The sequence below is a fragment of the Amycolatopsis sp. 2-15 genome (assembly GCF_030285625.1).
Lineage (GTDB): Bacteria > Actinomycetota > Actinomycetes > Mycobacteriales > Pseudonocardiaceae > Amycolatopsis > Amycolatopsis carbonis.
The window spans coordinates 5,965,190-5,981,163 of record NZ_CP127294.1; the positions used below are offsets into that span (position 1 = coordinate 5,965,190).

Annotated in this window: 13 protein-coding genes and 1 pseudogene; 12 read left to right on the forward strand and 2 right to left on the reverse strand. The window is 67.7% G+C overall.

The features are described 5' to 3' along the window. The first annotated feature begins 215 nt into the window (after positions 1-215). From QRX50_RS29510 to QRX50_RS29530, 5 genes are read left to right on the forward strand one after another with little or no spacing between them, the layout of a single operon-like run. Positions 216-1,121, forward strand: coding sequence for an ABC transporter permease (locus QRX50_RS29510; RefSeq protein ID WP_285966393.1), 906 nt, complete (start codon positions 216-218; stop codon positions 1,119-1,121). After that, a complete protein-coding gene (locus QRX50_RS29515) occupies positions 1,118-2,023 on the forward strand; it encodes an ABC transporter permease (RefSeq protein ID WP_285966394.1) in 906 nt (301 codons plus the stop codon). The genes QRX50_RS29510 and QRX50_RS29515 overlap by 4 nt, the downstream gene beginning before the upstream one ends. 32 nt (positions 2,024-2,055) lie before the next feature. Continuing rightward, positions 2,056-3,627: an ABC transporter substrate-binding protein gene (locus QRX50_RS29520; protein WP_285966395.1), complete on the forward strand. Its 1,572-nt coding sequence runs from the start codon at positions 2,056-2,058 to the stop codon at positions 3,625-3,627. Further along, complete coding sequence (locus QRX50_RS29525) at positions 3,624-4,607, forward strand: ABC transporter ATP-binding protein (RefSeq protein ID WP_285966396.1); 984 nt, start codon at positions 3,624-3,626, stop codon at positions 4,605-4,607. Before QRX50_RS29520 ends, QRX50_RS29525 begins: the two co-directional genes overlap by 4 nt. Beyond that, positions 4,604-5,584: an ABC transporter ATP-binding protein gene (locus QRX50_RS29530; protein WP_285966397.1), complete on the forward strand. Its 981-nt coding sequence runs from the start codon at positions 4,604-4,606 to the stop codon at positions 5,582-5,584. Before QRX50_RS29525 ends, QRX50_RS29530 begins: the two co-directional genes overlap by 4 nt. Positions 5,585-6,012: 428 nt before the next feature. Here the strand turns inward: QRX50_RS29530 and QRX50_RS29535 are convergent, their stop codons facing one another. Then, positions 6,013-8,160, reverse strand: a complete 2,148-nt coding sequence (locus QRX50_RS29535) for a CaiB/BaiF CoA-transferase family protein (protein ID WP_285966398.1) — start codon at positions 8,158-8,160, stop codon at positions 6,013-6,015. Continuing rightward, positions 8,106-8,576, reverse strand: coding sequence for a CoA transferase (locus QRX50_RS29540; RefSeq protein WP_285966399.1), 471 nt, complete (start codon positions 8,574-8,576; stop codon positions 8,106-8,108). Before QRX50_RS29540 ends, QRX50_RS29535 begins: the two co-directional genes overlap by 55 nt. 159 nt (positions 8,577-8,735) lie before the next feature. Here QRX50_RS29540 and QRX50_RS29545 point away from each other — a divergent pair, with 159 nt between their 5' ends. The 7 genes and pseudogenes from QRX50_RS29545 to QRX50_RS29570 all read left to right on the forward strand — a co-directional run bounded on the left by QRX50_RS29545 (position 8,736) and on the right by QRX50_RS29570 (position 15,952). Then, positions 8,736-10,115: an MmgE/PrpD family protein gene (locus QRX50_RS29545; protein WP_285966400.1), complete on the forward strand. Its 1,380-nt coding sequence runs from the start codon at positions 8,736-8,738 to the stop codon at positions 10,113-10,115. 599 nt (positions 10,116-10,714) lie between these two features. Next, the gene (locus QRX50_RS29550; RefSeq protein ID WP_285966401.1) at positions 10,715-12,298 is read left to right on the forward strand and encodes a sugar ABC transporter ATP-binding protein; all 1,584 of its coding nucleotides are present in this window, start codon (positions 10,715-10,717) and stop codon (positions 12,296-12,298) included. Then, positions 12,295-13,311 (forward strand): ABC transporter permease, encoded by a 1,017-nt coding sequence (locus QRX50_RS29555; RefSeq protein WP_285966402.1) that lies wholly within the window; start codon positions 12,295-12,297, stop codon positions 13,309-13,311. Before QRX50_RS29550 ends, QRX50_RS29555 begins: the two co-directional genes overlap by 4 nt. A gap of 100 nt (positions 13,312-13,411) precedes the next feature. Next, a pseudogene (locus QRX50_RS29560) lies at positions 13,412-13,890 on the forward strand (SDR family NAD(P)-dependent oxidoreductase); the annotation flags it as partial. 116 nt (positions 13,891-14,006) lie between these two features. Next, complete coding sequence (locus QRX50_RS49805; RefSeq protein ID WP_353074174.1) at positions 14,007-14,141, forward strand: hypothetical protein; 135 nt, start codon at positions 14,007-14,009, stop codon at positions 14,139-14,141. Between the two features lie 174 nt (positions 14,142-14,315). Continuing rightward, positions 14,316-15,107 (forward strand): alpha/beta fold hydrolase, encoded by a 792-nt coding sequence (locus QRX50_RS29565; protein ID WP_285966403.1) that lies wholly within the window; start codon positions 14,316-14,318, stop codon positions 15,105-15,107. 5 nt (positions 15,108-15,112) lie between these two features. Continuing rightward, complete coding sequence (locus QRX50_RS29570) at positions 15,113-15,952, forward strand: LLM class F420-dependent oxidoreductase (RefSeq protein WP_285966404.1); 840 nt, start codon at positions 15,113-15,115, stop codon at positions 15,950-15,952. Positions 15,953-15,974: the final 22 nt, after the last annotated feature.

The window sequence follows — 15,974 nt, forward strand, 5'->3', positions numbered from 1 at the left end:
TAAGCGACGGACGGGACGGGCCATGGTCCGTCCAGCCGCGCTTTTCATCCGTCAACGTCATCGTTAATTCTTGTCAACGCGAGTATTGACTCGTGTGCCGTGGCCGGTTACGGTTCTCGCCGTGATCTCGGCAGAGTGGCCGGGCAGAGCATTCGGTGGGTCGTGTGAACACTCGAACCAAGAATCTTCTCCGACGGATCTGGCCGGCGATTCCGGTGCTCCTTCTCGTTCCGCTGGCGGCGACCGCGCTGACCGACCTCATGCCCGGCGACCCGGCGGTCGCGATTCTCGGGGACCGGGCGAGGCCGCAGGACATCGCCGCGGTCAACCAGCAGCTCGGGCTCGACCGGCCGCTGATCGTCCGCTACTTCGACTGGCTCGGGCACGCGCTCGGCGGTGACCTCGGCAAGTCAATCGGCAGCCGCGTTCCGGTGTGGCAGGAGATCACCCAACGGCTGCCGGTGACCTTTCAGCTGGCGGTCATGGCCCTGGTGTGCGCGGTGGTGGTCGCCGTTCCGCTGTCGATCTACACCGCGTCGCACCCGGGCCCGTTCGACCGGATCGCGACCGGAGTCTCCGCCGGAGTGATGTCCGTCCCGCCGTTCGTGGTCGCGGTCGTGCTGACCTACTTCGCCACCACGACGGGTGTTTTTCCGCCCCTCGGCTGGGTTCCGGTGTCGCAGGACGCGTACGAGAACCTGCGGCATGCCGTGCTGCCCGCGCTGGTGCTGGCTGTCGCCGAGATCCCGGTCTTCCACCGCCTGCTGCGTGCCGACATCGTGGCGACGTTGCAGGAGAACTTCATCCTCAATGCGCGGGCACGCGGTCTGCCCCGCTGGTACATCCTGTTCCGGCACGCCCTGCGGCCGTCGCTGTTCTCGATTCTCACCGTGGCCGGGATTTCCTTCGGCCGGCTGCTGGGCGGCACGATCATCGTCGAGACCATCTTCTCGCTACCGGGACTCGGCGCACTCGCCGCGCAGTCGATCTACAGCAAGGACATCCCCACGATTCAAGGCATCGTGGTTTTCGTCGCGTTGCTCTACATCGTCATCAACCTGCTGGTCGATCTCGCTTTCGGCATCCTCGACCCGCGTGTCGCAGCCGGGAGCCGGGCATGACGAGATCAGAGAAAAGCATTGTCGCCTTGTCGGTTCCTTCGGTGGAGGCGGCCACCACCGCGCCGGACCGGGTGCGACGCCAACGCAAGCGGCGTCCGCGAGCCATCCTCGTGCTGGCGTCGTTCTGGCTGGGCATCGTCTTGTTCTTCGCGATCTTCGCCGGCGTCCTTCCACTGGCCAGCGTCGCGACGCCCGTGGGCGACAGTGGACAGCTCCCGAGCCTGGGCGGGCAACTGCTCGGCACCGACGTCCTCGGCAGGAGCATCCTGTCCCGGCTGGCCTTCGGTGGCCGGATTTCGCTCGCCGTCGGCGTGATCGCGACGCTCGCAGGGCTCGCCGTGGGCTGCCTGCTCGGCCTGATCGCGGCCTACTTCAAAGGCGTTGTCGGCACCGTGGTCGACATTCTCGCGAACACCGTGCTCGCAATTCCGCCCCTGGTGTTCCTACTCGCCATCGCGGCGGCGGTCAGGCCGAGCCTGCCGACGCTGGTGTTCAGCCTGGCATTGCTCAACATCCCGACGTTCGCGCGGCTGGCGAAGGCCAACGCGCTCGCCGTGATGACACGGGAGTACGTACTTGCCGCGCACGCGATGGGCGCGAGCCACCGCCGGGTGCTGTTCCGCGAGGTCCTTCCCGGGCTGCTCCCGCCGGTACTGGCCTACGCGGTGGTCGTGATGGCGTCGATGATCGTCGCCGAAGGATCACTGAGCTTCCTCGGGCTTGGCGTACCGCCTCCAACGCCGAGCTGGGGAGGAATGATCGCGGGGGCGAAGAGCGATATCGCGTTCTCCCCGTGGCCGGTGTTTGCGCCGTGCCTCGCGATATTCCTCACCGTCTTCGCACTGAATGTCGTGGGCGACGGGCTGCAACGCCGGTTCGTGCTCAAGGACTCCGCGCTGTAGCCACAAAGGACAGACGTCCGAAAAGAGGAACCATGAGCAGAGCTTCGGCAGCAGTTCGTGTGCTCGCGGGAATCGCCGTCGGTGTCGTTTCGGCCGCGAGCATCACCGCGTGCGCCCCGTCCGCTGGAACGGGCGGGAACGGCCCCACCGGCGTCGCTGCGAACGGCGGTTCCATGACGTTCGTCGCGCAGTACGAGACGACCACCATGGACCCGCTCATCACCTACGTGCAGTCGACCAACGACACCTTCCGCACCCAAGCGATCTTCGACCTGCTCGCCTACACGGACACGACCGGCAAGGTGGTGCCCCGCATCGCGGAGAGTATTACGCCGAATGCCGGCAAGACGGAGTGGACGATCAAGATCCGCCCCGGGGTGAAGTTCAGCGACGGCACGTCTTACGACGCGGCGGCGGTGAAGTTCACCATCGACCGTGACGCGGTCGAGGCGAACCACTCGACGCAGTACACCGCGGCGAAGGACCTCAAGACCACTGTGATCGATCCGCTGACCCTGAAGGTCACGCTGCCTTCGCCCAACGCGCAGTTCGACCAGGTCGTCTCCCAGAGCTTCTCGCTCGTGCCCTCACCGACCGCGGTGCAGAAGGAGGGCAAGGACTTCGGCCAGCACCCGGTGGGCGCCGGCCCGTTCGTCCTTCAGGAATGGGTCAAGGGCGACCACATGAGCTTCGCGCGCAACCCCCAATACTGGCAACGGGGTTTGCCGCATCTCGACTCGGTGACGCTGAAGGTCGTCGAGGACCCGCAGCAGGCCACGAACGTGCTGTTGTCCGGTGAGGCGCAGCTGTTCGAGGTGCAGCACACGAGCACGCTCGCCGCCGGCGAGAAGGCGGGCCTGCAGTCCGTGAAGACGGCGGTCAACGGTGGTGACGGGCTGTTCTTCAACACCCGGCGGGCGCCGTTCGACGACCGGCGCGCTCGGCAGGCCGTGGCCTACGCGCTGGATCTGAGCGAGCTGGCCAAGGTTGTCTACCACGGTCTCGTGCAGCCGCCGAAGAACCTGTTCGCCACCGATTCTCCCTATTACGACTCGAAGTACGACTACCCGGCGCCGGACAAGGCCAAGGCGCAGCAGCTGTTCGATCAGCTCGCGGTGGAGAGCAAGCGGGTCGACTTCACTTACGTCACGACGTCGGGTGCCGAGGACGTCAAGCTGGCCCAGTTCGTCCAGAGCAGGCTCGCGACCTTCCGCAACGTCACCATGAACATCGACACGCAGTCCGGTGCCGAGCGGATCCAGAGCTACCGCCAGAGCAACTTCCAGATGACCACCGGCGCGACGTTCTTCCTCAACCCGTATCCGGTGACCCAGTCGACGTTCGCGACCGGCGGGGTGCTGAACTACCCGCTCTACTCCAACCCGGACGTCGACGCGGCGCTCGCCGACGCGGTGACTACGACGGAGGAGAACCGGCGCAAGCGGGACTACGAGACCTTCCTCCAGCACTACGCCCACGACCTGCCGACGCTGCCGACGCAGGCCACCGAACTCGGGGTGCTCTTCACCGACAAGGTGACCGGGGTGCAGACTTTCGAGCTCGGCTGCACGCCGTTCTGGGACCAGATCGGCTACAAGCGGTGAGTGCGGACCTGCTCGAGATCGACGACCTGGGCTGTTCGCTGCCGGTGCGCGGGGAATGGCGTGCGGTGCTCGACGGCGTCTCGCTGTCGGTGGGCGCCGGCCGGACCATCGGCATCGTGGGCGAGTCCGGCTCGGGGAAGTCGATGCTGACCCGTGCCGTGCTCGGGCTCGCCCCGCCAGGGGCACGGGTCACCGGGAGTGCACGGCTGGCGGGGGAGGACATCACCTCGCCGGGCCGCCACTTGCAGCGCCGCCTGCTCGGCACGCGGATGGCCGTGGTCTTTCAGGACCCGATGACCGCGCTGAACCCGGTGGTGCGCATCGGAAGGCAGCTGACCGAGCCGATGCGCTTCCACCTCGGTCTCGACCGCGCGGCGGCGCGGGCACGCGCGGTGGACCTGCTCGTCAAGGTCGGTATCCCCGACCCTGACCAGAAGTTGCGACAGTATCCGCACCAGCTGTCCGGCGGAATGCGCCAGCGGGTCACCATCGCGGCCGCGCTGTCCTGCGACCCCGAGATCCTGTTCGCCGACGAGGCCACCACCGCGCTCGACGTGACGGTGCAGAAGCAGATCCTCGACCTGCTGGGGGAAATCCAGCGGGAACGAGACATGGCGCTGGTGCTGATCAGCCACGACCTCGGTGTGATCGCCGGGCGCACCGACGACGTCTTCGTGATGTACGGCGGGCGGCTGGTGGAGCGTGCGCCGACCGAGCTGTTCTTCACCCGGCACCGGCATCGCTACAGCGCCGCGTTGGTCGAGTCGATCATCCGCCGCGATCACCCGCGGCACGGCGAGTTCCGCACCATCCCGGGTGCGCCTCCGCTGCCGGGCGCCGTTGCCGGCTGCCCGTTCGGCCCGCGCTGCCTCGCGGTCGGCGACGAATGCCGGGAGTCGACTCCGCCCCTGCGCCAGGACACCGGGAACTCCAGGCAGGCCCACCGCTGTATCCACCCCGTGAATGGTGACCTCAGATGACGACCGTGGAACATCTTCGCCCGGGCGCGCTGCTGAGCGCCGAGCATCTCGTCCAGCGGTTCAAGGTCCTGGACGGCGTGCTCGAGGCTGTCAGCGACGTGAGCTTCGATGTCGAGGAGGGGGAGACGCTCGGGCTCGTCGGCGAGTCGGGATGCGGCAAGTCGTCCACCGGGCGGGCGGTGCTGCAGCTGCCGAGGCCGACGTCCGGCACCGTGCGGTTCGCGGGCCACGACCTGACGCGCGCCGCCGACGCCGAGCTGCGTGACGTGCGCGCTAGGCTCCAGACGATCTTCCAGGACCCGACGTCCGCGCTCAACCCGCGCCGGCGGGTGCGGGACATCGTCGGTGAGGGCCTGGTGATCCGCGGTGTCGATCGCGCCGAGATCGGGCGCCGCGTCGACGAGGCACTCGACCGAGTCGGTCTGGACCCCGCCACCGCCGGCGACCGGCGACCGCACGAATTCTCCGGCGGACAGTGCCAGCGCATCGCCATCGCGCGCGCGATGGTGCTGCGGCCGCACCTGATCATCTGTGACGAACCGGTCGCGTCGCTCGACGTCTCGGTTCAGGGGCAGGTGCTCAACCTCCTGGAAAGCATGCGCGCCGACGACGGGCTGTCGCTGGTCTTCATCTCGCACGACCTGCACGTGGTGCGCGCGATCAGCGACCGGGTCGCGGTGATGTACCTCGGCAAGATCGTGGAGATCGGCGAGGTCGGCTCCGTGCTGCGACGCCCACGCCACCACTACACCCGAACCCTGCTCGACGCACTGCACGAGGTGGACGGTTCGCGGTCCACCGTCCCGACTGCTGAAGGCCACACCGGCGAGGTTCCCTCGGCGCTGCGTCCGCCGTCCGGGTGCCGTTTCCGCACCCGCTGCGCGTACGCCGAAGCGAAATGCGCTACGGAGGAGCCGCCCCTGAGGCGGCTCGGTGAAGACCACTTCGTCGCTTGCCATTTCCCGGAAACCGAGTGACGCGGTCGACGCTCGAGGTCCCCGGCCGGCGAGGCCGGTCTGGTTGATGATCGGACCGTTCTGCCCAGAGTGTGCCGTCCTTTACCGCCGTGTTGGCCGGCCGGTCGAATTGCCGCCGAACCGGTCGCGGAACACCAGACTATGTGGGCGCGGTCCGCAAGTTGCTCGGCCAACTGTTTTTTCCCGGAGCTCGTTTCGGTCCTTGTCTGCGGACCGTCGGGCCTGACGCGCGCGGAGTCAGCTCCGCGCGCGTCAGAGCTCGCGCTTCCAGGCGCGGGATCGCACATCAGCGTCTGAGCAGAATGCTGTGCCCGACTTCTCGACGCACAGCAGCCCCGGAACCGACCCGATTCGTCGACGACCGCGAGTTACTCCTGCCGTCGTCCTCCGAGCCGTGATCACCCGGACCACACCATCGTCGACGCGCGCTAGATGACCCCGTCCTCGGCGAGGTGGGCGATCCGGCGCTTGTCCATGCCGAGCAGTTCACCGAGCACCCACTCGTTGTCCTCGCCGTAGCAGGGGGCGCCTCGGTTGATGGAGCCGCCGATGTGAGCCGGCGTCGAGGCCAGCTTCACCGGAAACTCGGCGAGCGGCCAGCGGCCGATCTTGGTGCCTTCGACCTCGGTGAGCCACTGCAGGTGGGCCAGCTGCGGGTCCTGCTCGACCCGGTCGCCGGCGGTCTGGCAGACACCGGCGGGAATGCCGCGGGACTGCAGCTGCGTCATCAGCGCGTACCCGTCCTGCAGGCGGGTCCAGGCCTCGATGCGGCGGTCCAGCGTTTCTTGGTGTTCCAGGCGAGCCGCGAGTGTCGAAAACTCGGCAGTCCAGTCCGCATCGATGAGCGCGGCGAGCGACTGCCATTCGGCGTCCGTGGTGCAGGCGATCGCGATCCATCGATCGTCGCCGGCGGTGCGGTAAATCGCGTGCGGAGCGGCGGAACGCTGCGGCGAATGGTTGCCGCTGCGCGACCAGCCGCGCCCGAGGGCGGACCACTCCAGGATCGCGCCGCCGGCGATGTAGATGCCCGACTCGGTCTGCGAGGCGTCGATCCATTGCCCCTCGCCGGTGCGCTCCCGGTACAGAAGCGCCGACAGCATCGCGGTGGAGAAGCTGTACGCGCCGATCCAGTCCAGGTAGGAGTAGCCCCACCCGGCGGGCATGGCCGGGTTCGGCAAGCCGGACATCTCGGTGACTCCCGCGAGGGCGCCGGCGATCGGGCCGACCGCGCGCAGCCGTCCGTAGGTGCCGGCGGTGCCCATTCCGGACTGCTGCGCGTAGATGATGTCGGGCTTGATCTTCCGCAGTTCGTCCCAGCCCAGGCCCCAGCGGTCCAGGACACCGGGGGAGAAGCCCTCGGCCACGATGTCCGACATCGCGATGAGGCGCTTGGCGATCGCCAGCCCCTCGGGATGCCGCACGTTGAGCGAGAGCCCACGCTTGCCGGGGTTCTTGTTGTTGAACTGTCCGCCCATGTCGGGGTCGGTCACGCCGCGCAAGGGTCCCACTGCCGCCTCGCGGGCGGCGCGTCCACCCTCAGGCGCCATCGCGGCCATCCGAGTGTCGGGGTTGGCCTTCCACTCCACTTTGATCACCTCGGCGCCGAGCGCGGCGAGGAAGCGGGTACCGCCCGCGGAAGCGAGGAACCAGCTGAAGTCGAAGATCCGCACACCGGCCAGCGGCATCGGCTTCTTGTGTACCGACAGCAGGGTCGGAACGGGCGCGGCGTGGCGCGGTCTGGTCATCGCCGGGACATCGGATGTGATCAGCGAGGCCTTGACCGCCTCGGTGTCCTCGCCCAGCAGCGGCGCCCGTCGTCCGGCCACGAAGTCGGGGCCCGTCGAGATCCACTTGCTGACCGCGTACGTGAACGAGCGGCCGAGTTCCGGGTGCTCGATTTCCGCGAAGGTGCCGCGGGACTGCCAGTGCGGGTCCAGCGCGTTCTCGTGCGGCCGCCGGATCGGCGAGCAGACGATGCCGGCCTCCTGCATCTCCAGCCATGGAAGGTTGTCGTAGCTGTGCTTGCGGACGTACCGTTCGACCAGCTCGAGAACCCGCGTGGTGCGCTCGCCGACGGCGTTGCTGCCGGGGATGTCCCGCTTGCCGGTGTCGGCGGCGCCATCACCGAGATCACTCGCCACCCCCTGCGCGGCGAGGTAGTCGATGATCTGCGCCTCGTTCTTGGCACCCATGGGGACGGTGATCAGGTAGCGGCCGTCCTTGGTCTGGGCGACCGTCACGACCGAGGAAACCTTCTCGGCCGCGTGCCGGCAGGTCTGCCGGTTCAGCGGGCTGCGCCGCATGACCCAGTTCATGAGGTCGAGCTCGGTGCTCTTGGCGACCGCCTCGTGCACGGCGCAGGAGACGTACTGACCCTCACCGGTACGGGCTTGGTGCAAGACCGCGGCGAGGATGCCGATCAGGAGCTGCTCGCCGGCGATCAGGTACGAGTTCCACTGCGCGGGGGCGATCGGCGGCAGGTCGTAAAAGCCGTCGGGTCGCGGGTCATACCCGCAGTTCATCACCGGGCCGCCGAGGGCCAGGTGAACGAGGTCGTTGGCGCGGAAGCCGGCCATGGCCCGTCGTCGCCGAACGGCGTCATCCGGGCGATCACCAGTCGCGGGTTCGCGGCCAGCAGTGCGTCCTTGTCGAGCCCGGGCAGCGACGAGTACACCGCGTAGTCCCAGCCCGACACCAGCAGGACGTCCGCCCGTGCGATCAGCTCCTGCAGTGTCTCCACGTCGGCAGCCGAGGCCGGATCGAGCACGATCGACTGCTTGCCGCGGTTGTGCTGCCAGAAGAAGATCGACCTTTCCGGATCAGGCGTGTCGCCGAAGAACGGGCCGATCCGTCGGGTCGAACTGCCGGCCGTCGGCTCCACCTTGACGACCGAGGCGCCCAGGCTCGCGAGCGAAAGGCCGGCGTGCGCGGCCTGTTCGTCCGCGATCTCCACGACCCGAAGCCCTTGCAGCACACCAGTGTCCGTCACCATGGCAGTCACGGTACAAGCATGGAAAAGGTCAGTCAACGCGCGTGTAGATAGCCTTGTGCGCACTGTCGCCGCAGGATGCAACACGAGTGTTGACGCACTGGGAGGTGCGGACTAGCGTGCCTGATCACTGACGTGTGCCGGACGAGGCGAAGGAAGACCATGGCTGCCCCCGTTTTGGATGTCGAGCGGAACACCATCACCCGCCGGATCTCGGAGTACCTGTTCGGTCTCCGTTACGACGATCTCTCGGACGGCGTCGCGGAGATCGTCAAGATCTTCACCCTCGAAGCCATCGGTCACATGGTGCTCGCGCACGCCCAGCCGGTGAGCCGGATGCTGGTCGGGTATGCCCGCGAACTCGGGGCGAAGCGGGAGGCCCAGATCTTCGGGGGTGGCTTCAAAACCTCCGTCGCCGAGGCCGCGTATGTGAACGGATCGCTTGCCCATGCCGATGAGCTCGAGTCGTACGGCACGGTGCCGGGTTCCGGGCTCGTCCCGCCGATCGTCGCCGGTCTCACCGTCGGTGACTACAAGAACTCCTCCGGCCGCGACTACCTCACCGCGGTCGTCGCGGGCATCGAGATGCAGGGGCGTCTGGGCATGTCCGGCATCGGCGCCTGCGATCGCGGTTTCATGGGCATTTCGCTCGTCGGTCCCGCCGCCGCGGCCGTCACCGGCGGCCGCCTGCTCGGCCTCGATGTCGACCAGCTACAGAACGCTCTCGGCGCCGCGCTGCCGCTGGGCAACGGCAGCACCCGCGGCTGCGGCTCGATGGCACACGTGCACGAGGCGGGCGTTCCCATCCGCTCCGGGGTCTTCGCCGCGCAGATGGCCGGTCGTGGCTTCACCAGCTGCGTCGACTTCCTCGACGGCGCCCACTCGTGGGGCGTTCAGTATGCGGGCGTCGACGGCGCCCGGCCGTACGACGAGGCGAAGCTCCTCGAGGGCCTGGGCGAGCGGTTTTTCGTCCAGACCGTCGGAATCGCGCCGAAGCGTTATGGTTCCTGCGGCCTCACACACCAGACGATCTACGGAACCATCGAGCTGATGCGGGAGAACGACATCGGCCCGGATGACATCGCGCACGTCGAGCTGATCGTCCCGCCGTGGGCCGACCGCATCGCGCCGTACCGCGAGCCGGTCAGCGGGGAGCAGGCCAAGTTCAGCATTCGGCAGGGGGTCGCCGGTCTGCTGGTCGGTGGCATTCCCGAGCTGCCGTACACCGACGCGTTCGACGACCAGGCAGCCCGCGACCCCCGTTACGTCGAAGCTCGCAAGCGGGTCACCGTCACCGTCACCGAGGGCGAGAGCGTCCGCGGGTTCGCCGACCAGACGGTCAAGGCCACCTTGGCCGACGGTCGGGTGATCACCAAGGTGGTCGGCAGCCTCGAGGACACCAGCTACACGCTCGACGAGCGCATCGCGATGTTCAAGAACACCGCGCAACGACTGGGCGGCAGCAAGGCCGACCGGATCGTGGACATCGTGATGGACCTGGAGAACCACACGATCGGCGAGATCGCCGCCCTGACGAGCTGAAGTGCGGTGGACTGCGAAGAAGGTGGTGCCGGGCTGGTGCGCTCGTTCGTGATCGGTGGTGGGGTGCCAGGTTGTGCCTTCCGGGTGCCGCTTCGGTTGTCGTGCGCGCCAGTCCGGTCAGTCGCCGTGATGTCGGGACCATCCCGCACGGCCCGTATCGCGCATTTGATCGCCGGTGCTCGTCTCCGGCGCCGATGAGGACGATCCGGCCCGCAACAAGGGTGGCAAGGCCCCATCCCTTGCACTTGGCCGTGTCGGCCGAAGGCGTGCCACCCATTCGTCAACATCGGGGTTGACGCAGGTCGGCGGGCCGCCTATTTTCACAAGGAGCGTTATCAGCCACGCGCCGCACACAACTCGTCCGGCGCCAACCGTCATGACGACTCGTTCTCACGGCACATGATCACCCGCGGACCGTCGATCACGGGAACTCGAAATGCGTCTGCAATTCGACCGAAAGATTGTAGTCAACGAGAAGTTGACTTTGTGAACACCAGAATTCAGCAGCCCGTTGAATCGGTGGCTCAGTGAGACCTCGTAAACCACACAACGACGTGAGGATGGTCCGTACTGTGTCGAATGCGAACGCGGAGTCCACAGTGTCCCGACTGGTACCGCGCCAGTCCGAAGCGGCTGAAGCCGTAGCCGACGTCGGCGGGCAGCCGACGCTGTCGGTGCGGAATCTGAGCAAGGCGTTCGGATCCACCCAGGCGCTCTGGCCCCTCGACCTCGACATCCGCCAAGGCGAGATCCACGCGTTGCTGGGGGAGAACGGCTCAGGCAAGTCCACCTTCATCAAGTCGTTGTCCGGCTACCACGTTGCCGACACAGGCAGCGTCGAGGTCTGCGGTGAGAGCCTGACCCTCGGGTCAGTGAAGTCGGCGCACGACCTCGGTTGCCGGTTCGTCCACCAAGACCTGGGTCTCATCAGGACGGAAACCGTCCTCGACAACCTCTGTGCCGGTGGCTCGTACCGGACGGTCTTCGGCACCATCAGCGGCCGGGCGAATCGGCAGGCAGCCATGGCCGATCTGGCCCGCGCCGGCGTCGACATCGATCCGAAGCGCCGGTTGGAGACCCTCTCGCCCGCTGAGCAGACCGCCGTCGCGGTGGCCCGGGCACTGCGGTCGGACGACGGTGCCGAGCCGAAGTTGCTGGTGCTGGACGAGCCGACTGCACGACTCCCCCAGAAGGAAGTCGCACAGTTACTGGACATCGTCCGTGCGGTGGCTCGGGCGGGCGTCGCGGTGATCTACGTCAGCCACCGTGTCGACGAAGTGCTCGAGGTCGCCGACACGGCAACAGTCCTGCGCGACGGGCACAAGGTCGCCACCCGCGACGTGAAGGAGCTGGACCGGCGCTCGCTCGTCGACTTGCTCGTGGGCGACGCCCTGGACGACGTCGACATTTCCTCGCACAACGCCCCGACGGTCGACGCTCCGGTGCTGCTCGCGGTCGACTCGCTCAGTTCGGCGGAGCTGGACCGCGTGTCGTTCGAGGTGAAGCGGGGCGAGGTCGTGGGCATCGCCGGCATCACCGGCTCGGGCCGTGAGTCCATTCTGGCCACAGTTTTCGGCGAGCTACCGCGCGTGACCGGGTCTGTGCGCGTCGGCGGCTCGGAGATCAAGGCGGAGCGTCCGGACCTGTCCATCAAAGACGGCGTTGCGTACGTGCCACCGGATCGCAAGATCCGAGGCTCGATCGCGGACTCCTCGGCGCGCGAGAACCTGATGCTCGTGGACCTGACGAAGCACTGGAAGTTCCCGAAGATCTCCCGCCGGGGCGAGCACGCCGAGGTGATGCGCTGGTTCGAGCGGTTCTCGGTCCGCCCCGGCGACGATGCCGATCGCACGCTGTCCGCGTTCAGCGGCGGCAACCAGCAGAAGATTCTCTTCGGGAAGTGGATGCGCACAGAACCGCGCGTGCTGCTCCTCGACGAGCCCACTCAGGGCGTCGACATCGCCGCCAAGGCCGAGCTTCACAAGCAGATCCTGGCGGCCGCCACCGACGGCGGCGCCTGCGCGGTCATCAGTTCCTCCGACACCGAGGAGCTCATCTCGGTCTGCCATCGCATTCTGGTCATGCGGCACGGGCGGATCGTCGGAACGCTCAGGGGAAAGGACAAGACAGTGGTCAACCTGTCTCACACCGCGTTCGGGACCGCCGGGGAGGCCCGGAAATGAGCCGACTCGGTCTGGACCGCTTCAGCGCCCTCTACCTCGGCGCGATCTTCATCATCACGTTCGGCATCTGGACGCCGGACCTGTTCCTCACGATGTCGACCGTTCAGTCGATCGCCTCGGCCCAGGCCATCGTCGCGATCATGGCGATCGCCCTCATCGTGCCTCTCTCCGCCGGTGTTTTCGACCTCTCGATCGGTGCGGTCGTCAACCTCTCTGCGGTCATCGTGGCGATCCAGCAAGAGCGCAGCGGCTGGGGCATGTGGGAGTCGATTGCCCTGGCGGTCGGTGTCTCCGTGCTCGTCGGTGTGGTCAACGCCTTCATCGTCGTGAAACTCCGGGTCGGCTCGTTCATCGCGACCCTCGGCACGGGGACCGTCATCGGCGCCGTCCAAGTGATCGTCTCGAACCAGACTCAGCCGCTGCCGCCGACTACCCCGGGCTGGGCCGAGCTCACCCAGACCGAGGTCGGCGGCTTCCAGGTGATCATCGTGTACTTGCTCGTGATCGCACTGTTCTTCTGGTGGCTCCTCGGCCACACCCCATTGGGCCGCAGGCTCTACGCCATCGGTGGTAATCCCGACGCGGCCCGGCTCTCGGGGGTCAAGGTCGAAAACCACATCTGGTTCTCGCTGATCGTCTCCTCGGCGCTGTGTGGCGTCGCCGGGGTGCTGTACTGCTCGCTCTCCGGACCATCGCTGACCTTCGGCACGGCACTGTTGCTTCCGGCCTTCGCGGCGGCGTTCCTCGGGTCGACCCAGCTCAAGCCGGGCCGGTTCAACATCTGGGGCACGGTGATCGCGGTGTACGTCCTGGCGATCGGCATCCAGGGCTTGCAGTACGTCACCGGCGTGCAGTGGCTGGGTGACATGTTCAACGGCATCTCGCTCATCGTGGCCGTCGGCTTCGCGTCGCTTTCCCCGCGGATCCGGGCCAGGCGCATCGAGCGGGCGGCGGTCGAGAACCGCCTCAAGGCCGCCGAGGACGAGCCGGCCGAGGAACTCGTCTCCGGCTGATCGGCCGATGCGGGGAGTCGGCTCACGTTCGAAGGGAACACCATTGCAGGCAGGACAACTGCTTGACGGCGACCGCGTCGTCGTGGTCGGAGGCGGGGGGATGGGCAATGGCCGCGCGATCGGCAAAGGGGTTGCCACGGCCGGGGCGCGGGTCGTCCTCATCGACATCGACCCCGACTGCGTCGCCGAGGCCGTGCAGGACATCAGGGCGACCGGCGGAAAGGCGCTCGGGCTGGTCGGCGACGTCCGCAATCCGGCCGACGTCGAACGGTTGATGACGGAGGCGGTCGGCCGGCTCGGTGGCCTGGACTCGTTGGTCACGGTCGTCGGCGGCTATTCGCTGTTCACGTCCTGGACCCCGCTGGCGGAGGTCACCGACGACCAGTGGCAGCTGATGATGGACCTGAACCTCACGTCATGCGCTTTGCCCGCGCCGCCGTCCGGGTCTTCCTCGATCAGGCAACCACGGGCTCCATCGTCAGCATCGGCTCGATCTCCGGCACCGTGGCCAGCCCCTACGCCACCGCCTACGGTGCGGCCAAGGCCGGCCTCGCGAATTTCGCGAAGTCGGTTTCGGTCGAGTACGGCGAAAAGGGCATCCGGATGAATCTGGTCTCCTGCGGGGTCATCGCCACTGCCGATCCGACCGTCTTCACGAGCCGCACCCGGCCGCCCGGACTGGCCGACCCGAGGAGATCGCCAACGCCGTCGTCTTCCTGGCCTCGCGGCATTCGTCCTACATCAATGGCCAGAACCTCATTGCCGACGGCGCACTGACGGCGCGGTTCCCGCTTCCCGTGCCAGGGGTGCCGGTCAACGTTGCCGGCTAGCCGGTGGCTTTTCGCATCAGCGACCCGGCCTGACGTGCACGCTCGCTCCCGCTTCCCATCGATCACGTCTTCGACGTCGATGGTCGTGAGGTGGCGAGCTGTATTTCTGAGATCGATCTTCGGTTCCGCGGCACTCGCAGGTCGGGAACTGACGTCCATACCTGGGAGGCAACAATGAGGTTCGTCTTGGTGCACGGCGCGGCGCACGGTGCGTGGTGCTGGGAACTGCTGATCCCCGAGCTGGTCAAGCTCGGTCACGAGGCCGTCGCAATCGACCTGCCCGGCGCGGGAGAACGGAGTGGAGAACCCGCCTCGATCGCCGGCTACCGTGACGCGGTCATCGACATGATGGAGAGCGGGGATGTGCTTGTCGGACACTCGATGGGGTCTGCCGTAGTCGCCGTCGCCGCCGACGCCCGCCCGGATCTCGTCGGGCACCTGTGTTTGGTCGCCGGTCCGCTGCCGGTCGAGGGCAAGCCACTGTCGTACCAGTCCACGTCGCCGACCGTGGGCGGAACTGCCGCTGCGCAGGATGAGGAGGAGTCGGCCGCCGAGCGGTCCATGAAATTCACCGAAGACGGTTTGGCCTTCTACTGGGACAAGGAGGGCGCGCGCGAGACCTTCTACGGTGACTGCGACGACGATATCGTCGATTGGGCCACTGCGAGACTGACCCCGCAGCCCCTCGCGCCGGTGATCGAGCCGATTCAGCTGCCCAACCTGGCCGCCGCGGACCTGCCCCGCAGCTATGTGGTCTGCCTGCAGGACCGGTCGTTCCCGCCCCGCCCCTCCCGCCTGCAGGCACGCCGCCTGGGCGTGCAACCCCTGACGATCAACACATCGCACTCGCCCTTTCTGAGCCGTCCCGCACTGTTCGCGGACCTGTTGGTGCGTGGGCTGGATACGCCCTCGCTGCGGCCGGCCTCCGTCGACGAGGACCCGTTTGCCGCCTCCGCCACGGGATGAAGGCGATGCGGTTCAGCGTGACGGTCGTGGCGACCGATGCCGGTCCACCGCTCGTGGACGTCGCGCGGGCGGTCGAGGAGCGCGGGCTGGACGGGTTGTGGCTGCCGGACCACACCCACATGCCGGTGTCGCGGAGCGTTCCGTATCCGACGGGCGGCGACCTGCCCGAGCGGTACAAACGCAACCTCGACCCGGTCACCGGCCTGGCGCTGGCAGCCGCCGTCACCCGGCGCATCAGGGTCGGAACGGGGGTGTTGCTGCCCGCGCAACGCGATCCGATGGTGACTGCGCGCGCCCTGGCCACGCTCGACCAGCAGTCCGGGGGCCGCGTCGTGGTCGGCGCCGGCTACGGCTGGAACGTCGAGGAGATGGCCGACCACGGTGTGGATCCGGCGCGGCGGCGGTCCCGGACGCGGGAGCACGTCCTCGCCATGCGCCGGCTCTGGGAGGACGAAGTCGCTTCCTTCGCCGGGCCCCATGTTTCGTTCCGGCCCTCCTGGTCCTGGCCCAAGCCCGTTCAACGGCCGCTGCCCGTGCTCCTCGGCGGCAGTCCGTCGCGCACGCTGTGCAGCCACGTCGCCGAGTACGGCGACGGTTGGATCCCGCTCGGGCCGCGGGCGCTGGAGGAGGGCGTCGGCGCGGTGCGGGACGCGGTCGCGACCGCCGGGCGCGACCCTTCAGCGCTGGAGATCGTCCCGTTTCTGGGACCCGGCGTGTCGCAGCGGCGCTGGGATCGATGCGTGGCCGGCGGGGCGACGGAGCTGGCCGTGGACGTACCGCACGACGATTCGCTGTTCGACACACTCGACGTTCTGGGCGATGCGGTCGCCGCCTGGCGGTTGTGAGGTCGATGAGTCTGGTTGCGTC

Bases quoted from the DNA above. Each gene is read 5' to 3' on its own strand.
- QRX50_RS29545 (WP_285966400.1), top strand. From the start codon at position 8,736: ATGGCTGCCCCCGTTTTGGATGTCGAGCGGAACACCATCACCCGCCGG.
- QRX50_RS29555 (WP_285966402.1), top strand. From the start codon at position 12,295: ATGAGCCGACTCGGTCTGGACCGCTTCAGCGCCCTCTACCTCGGCGCG.
- QRX50_RS29540 (WP_285966399.1), bottom strand. From the start codon at position 8,576: ATGGTGACGGACACTGGTGTGCTGCAAGGGCTTCGGGTCGTGGAGATC.
- QRX50_RS29535 (WP_285966398.1), bottom strand. From the start codon at position 8,160: ATGGCCGGCTTCCGCGCCAACGACCTCGTTCACCTGGCCCTCGGCGGC.
- QRX50_RS29515 (WP_285966394.1), top strand. From the start codon at position 1,118: ATGACGAGATCAGAGAAAAGCATTGTCGCCTTGTCGGTTCCTTCGGTG.
- QRX50_RS29520 (WP_285966395.1), top strand. From the start codon at position 2,056: ATGAGCAGAGCTTCGGCAGCAGTTCGTGTGCTCGCGGGAATCGCCGTC.
- QRX50_RS29565 (WP_285966403.1), top strand. From the start codon at position 14,316: ATGAGGTTCGTCTTGGTGCACGGCGCGGCGCACGGTGCGTGGTGCTGG.
- QRX50_RS29530 (WP_285966397.1), top strand. From the start codon at position 4,604: ATGACGACCGTGGAACATCTTCGCCCGGGCGCGCTGCTGAGCGCCGAG.
- QRX50_RS29570 (WP_285966404.1), top strand. From the start codon at position 15,113: ATGCGGTTCAGCGTGACGGTCGTGGCGACCGATGCCGGTCCACCGCTC.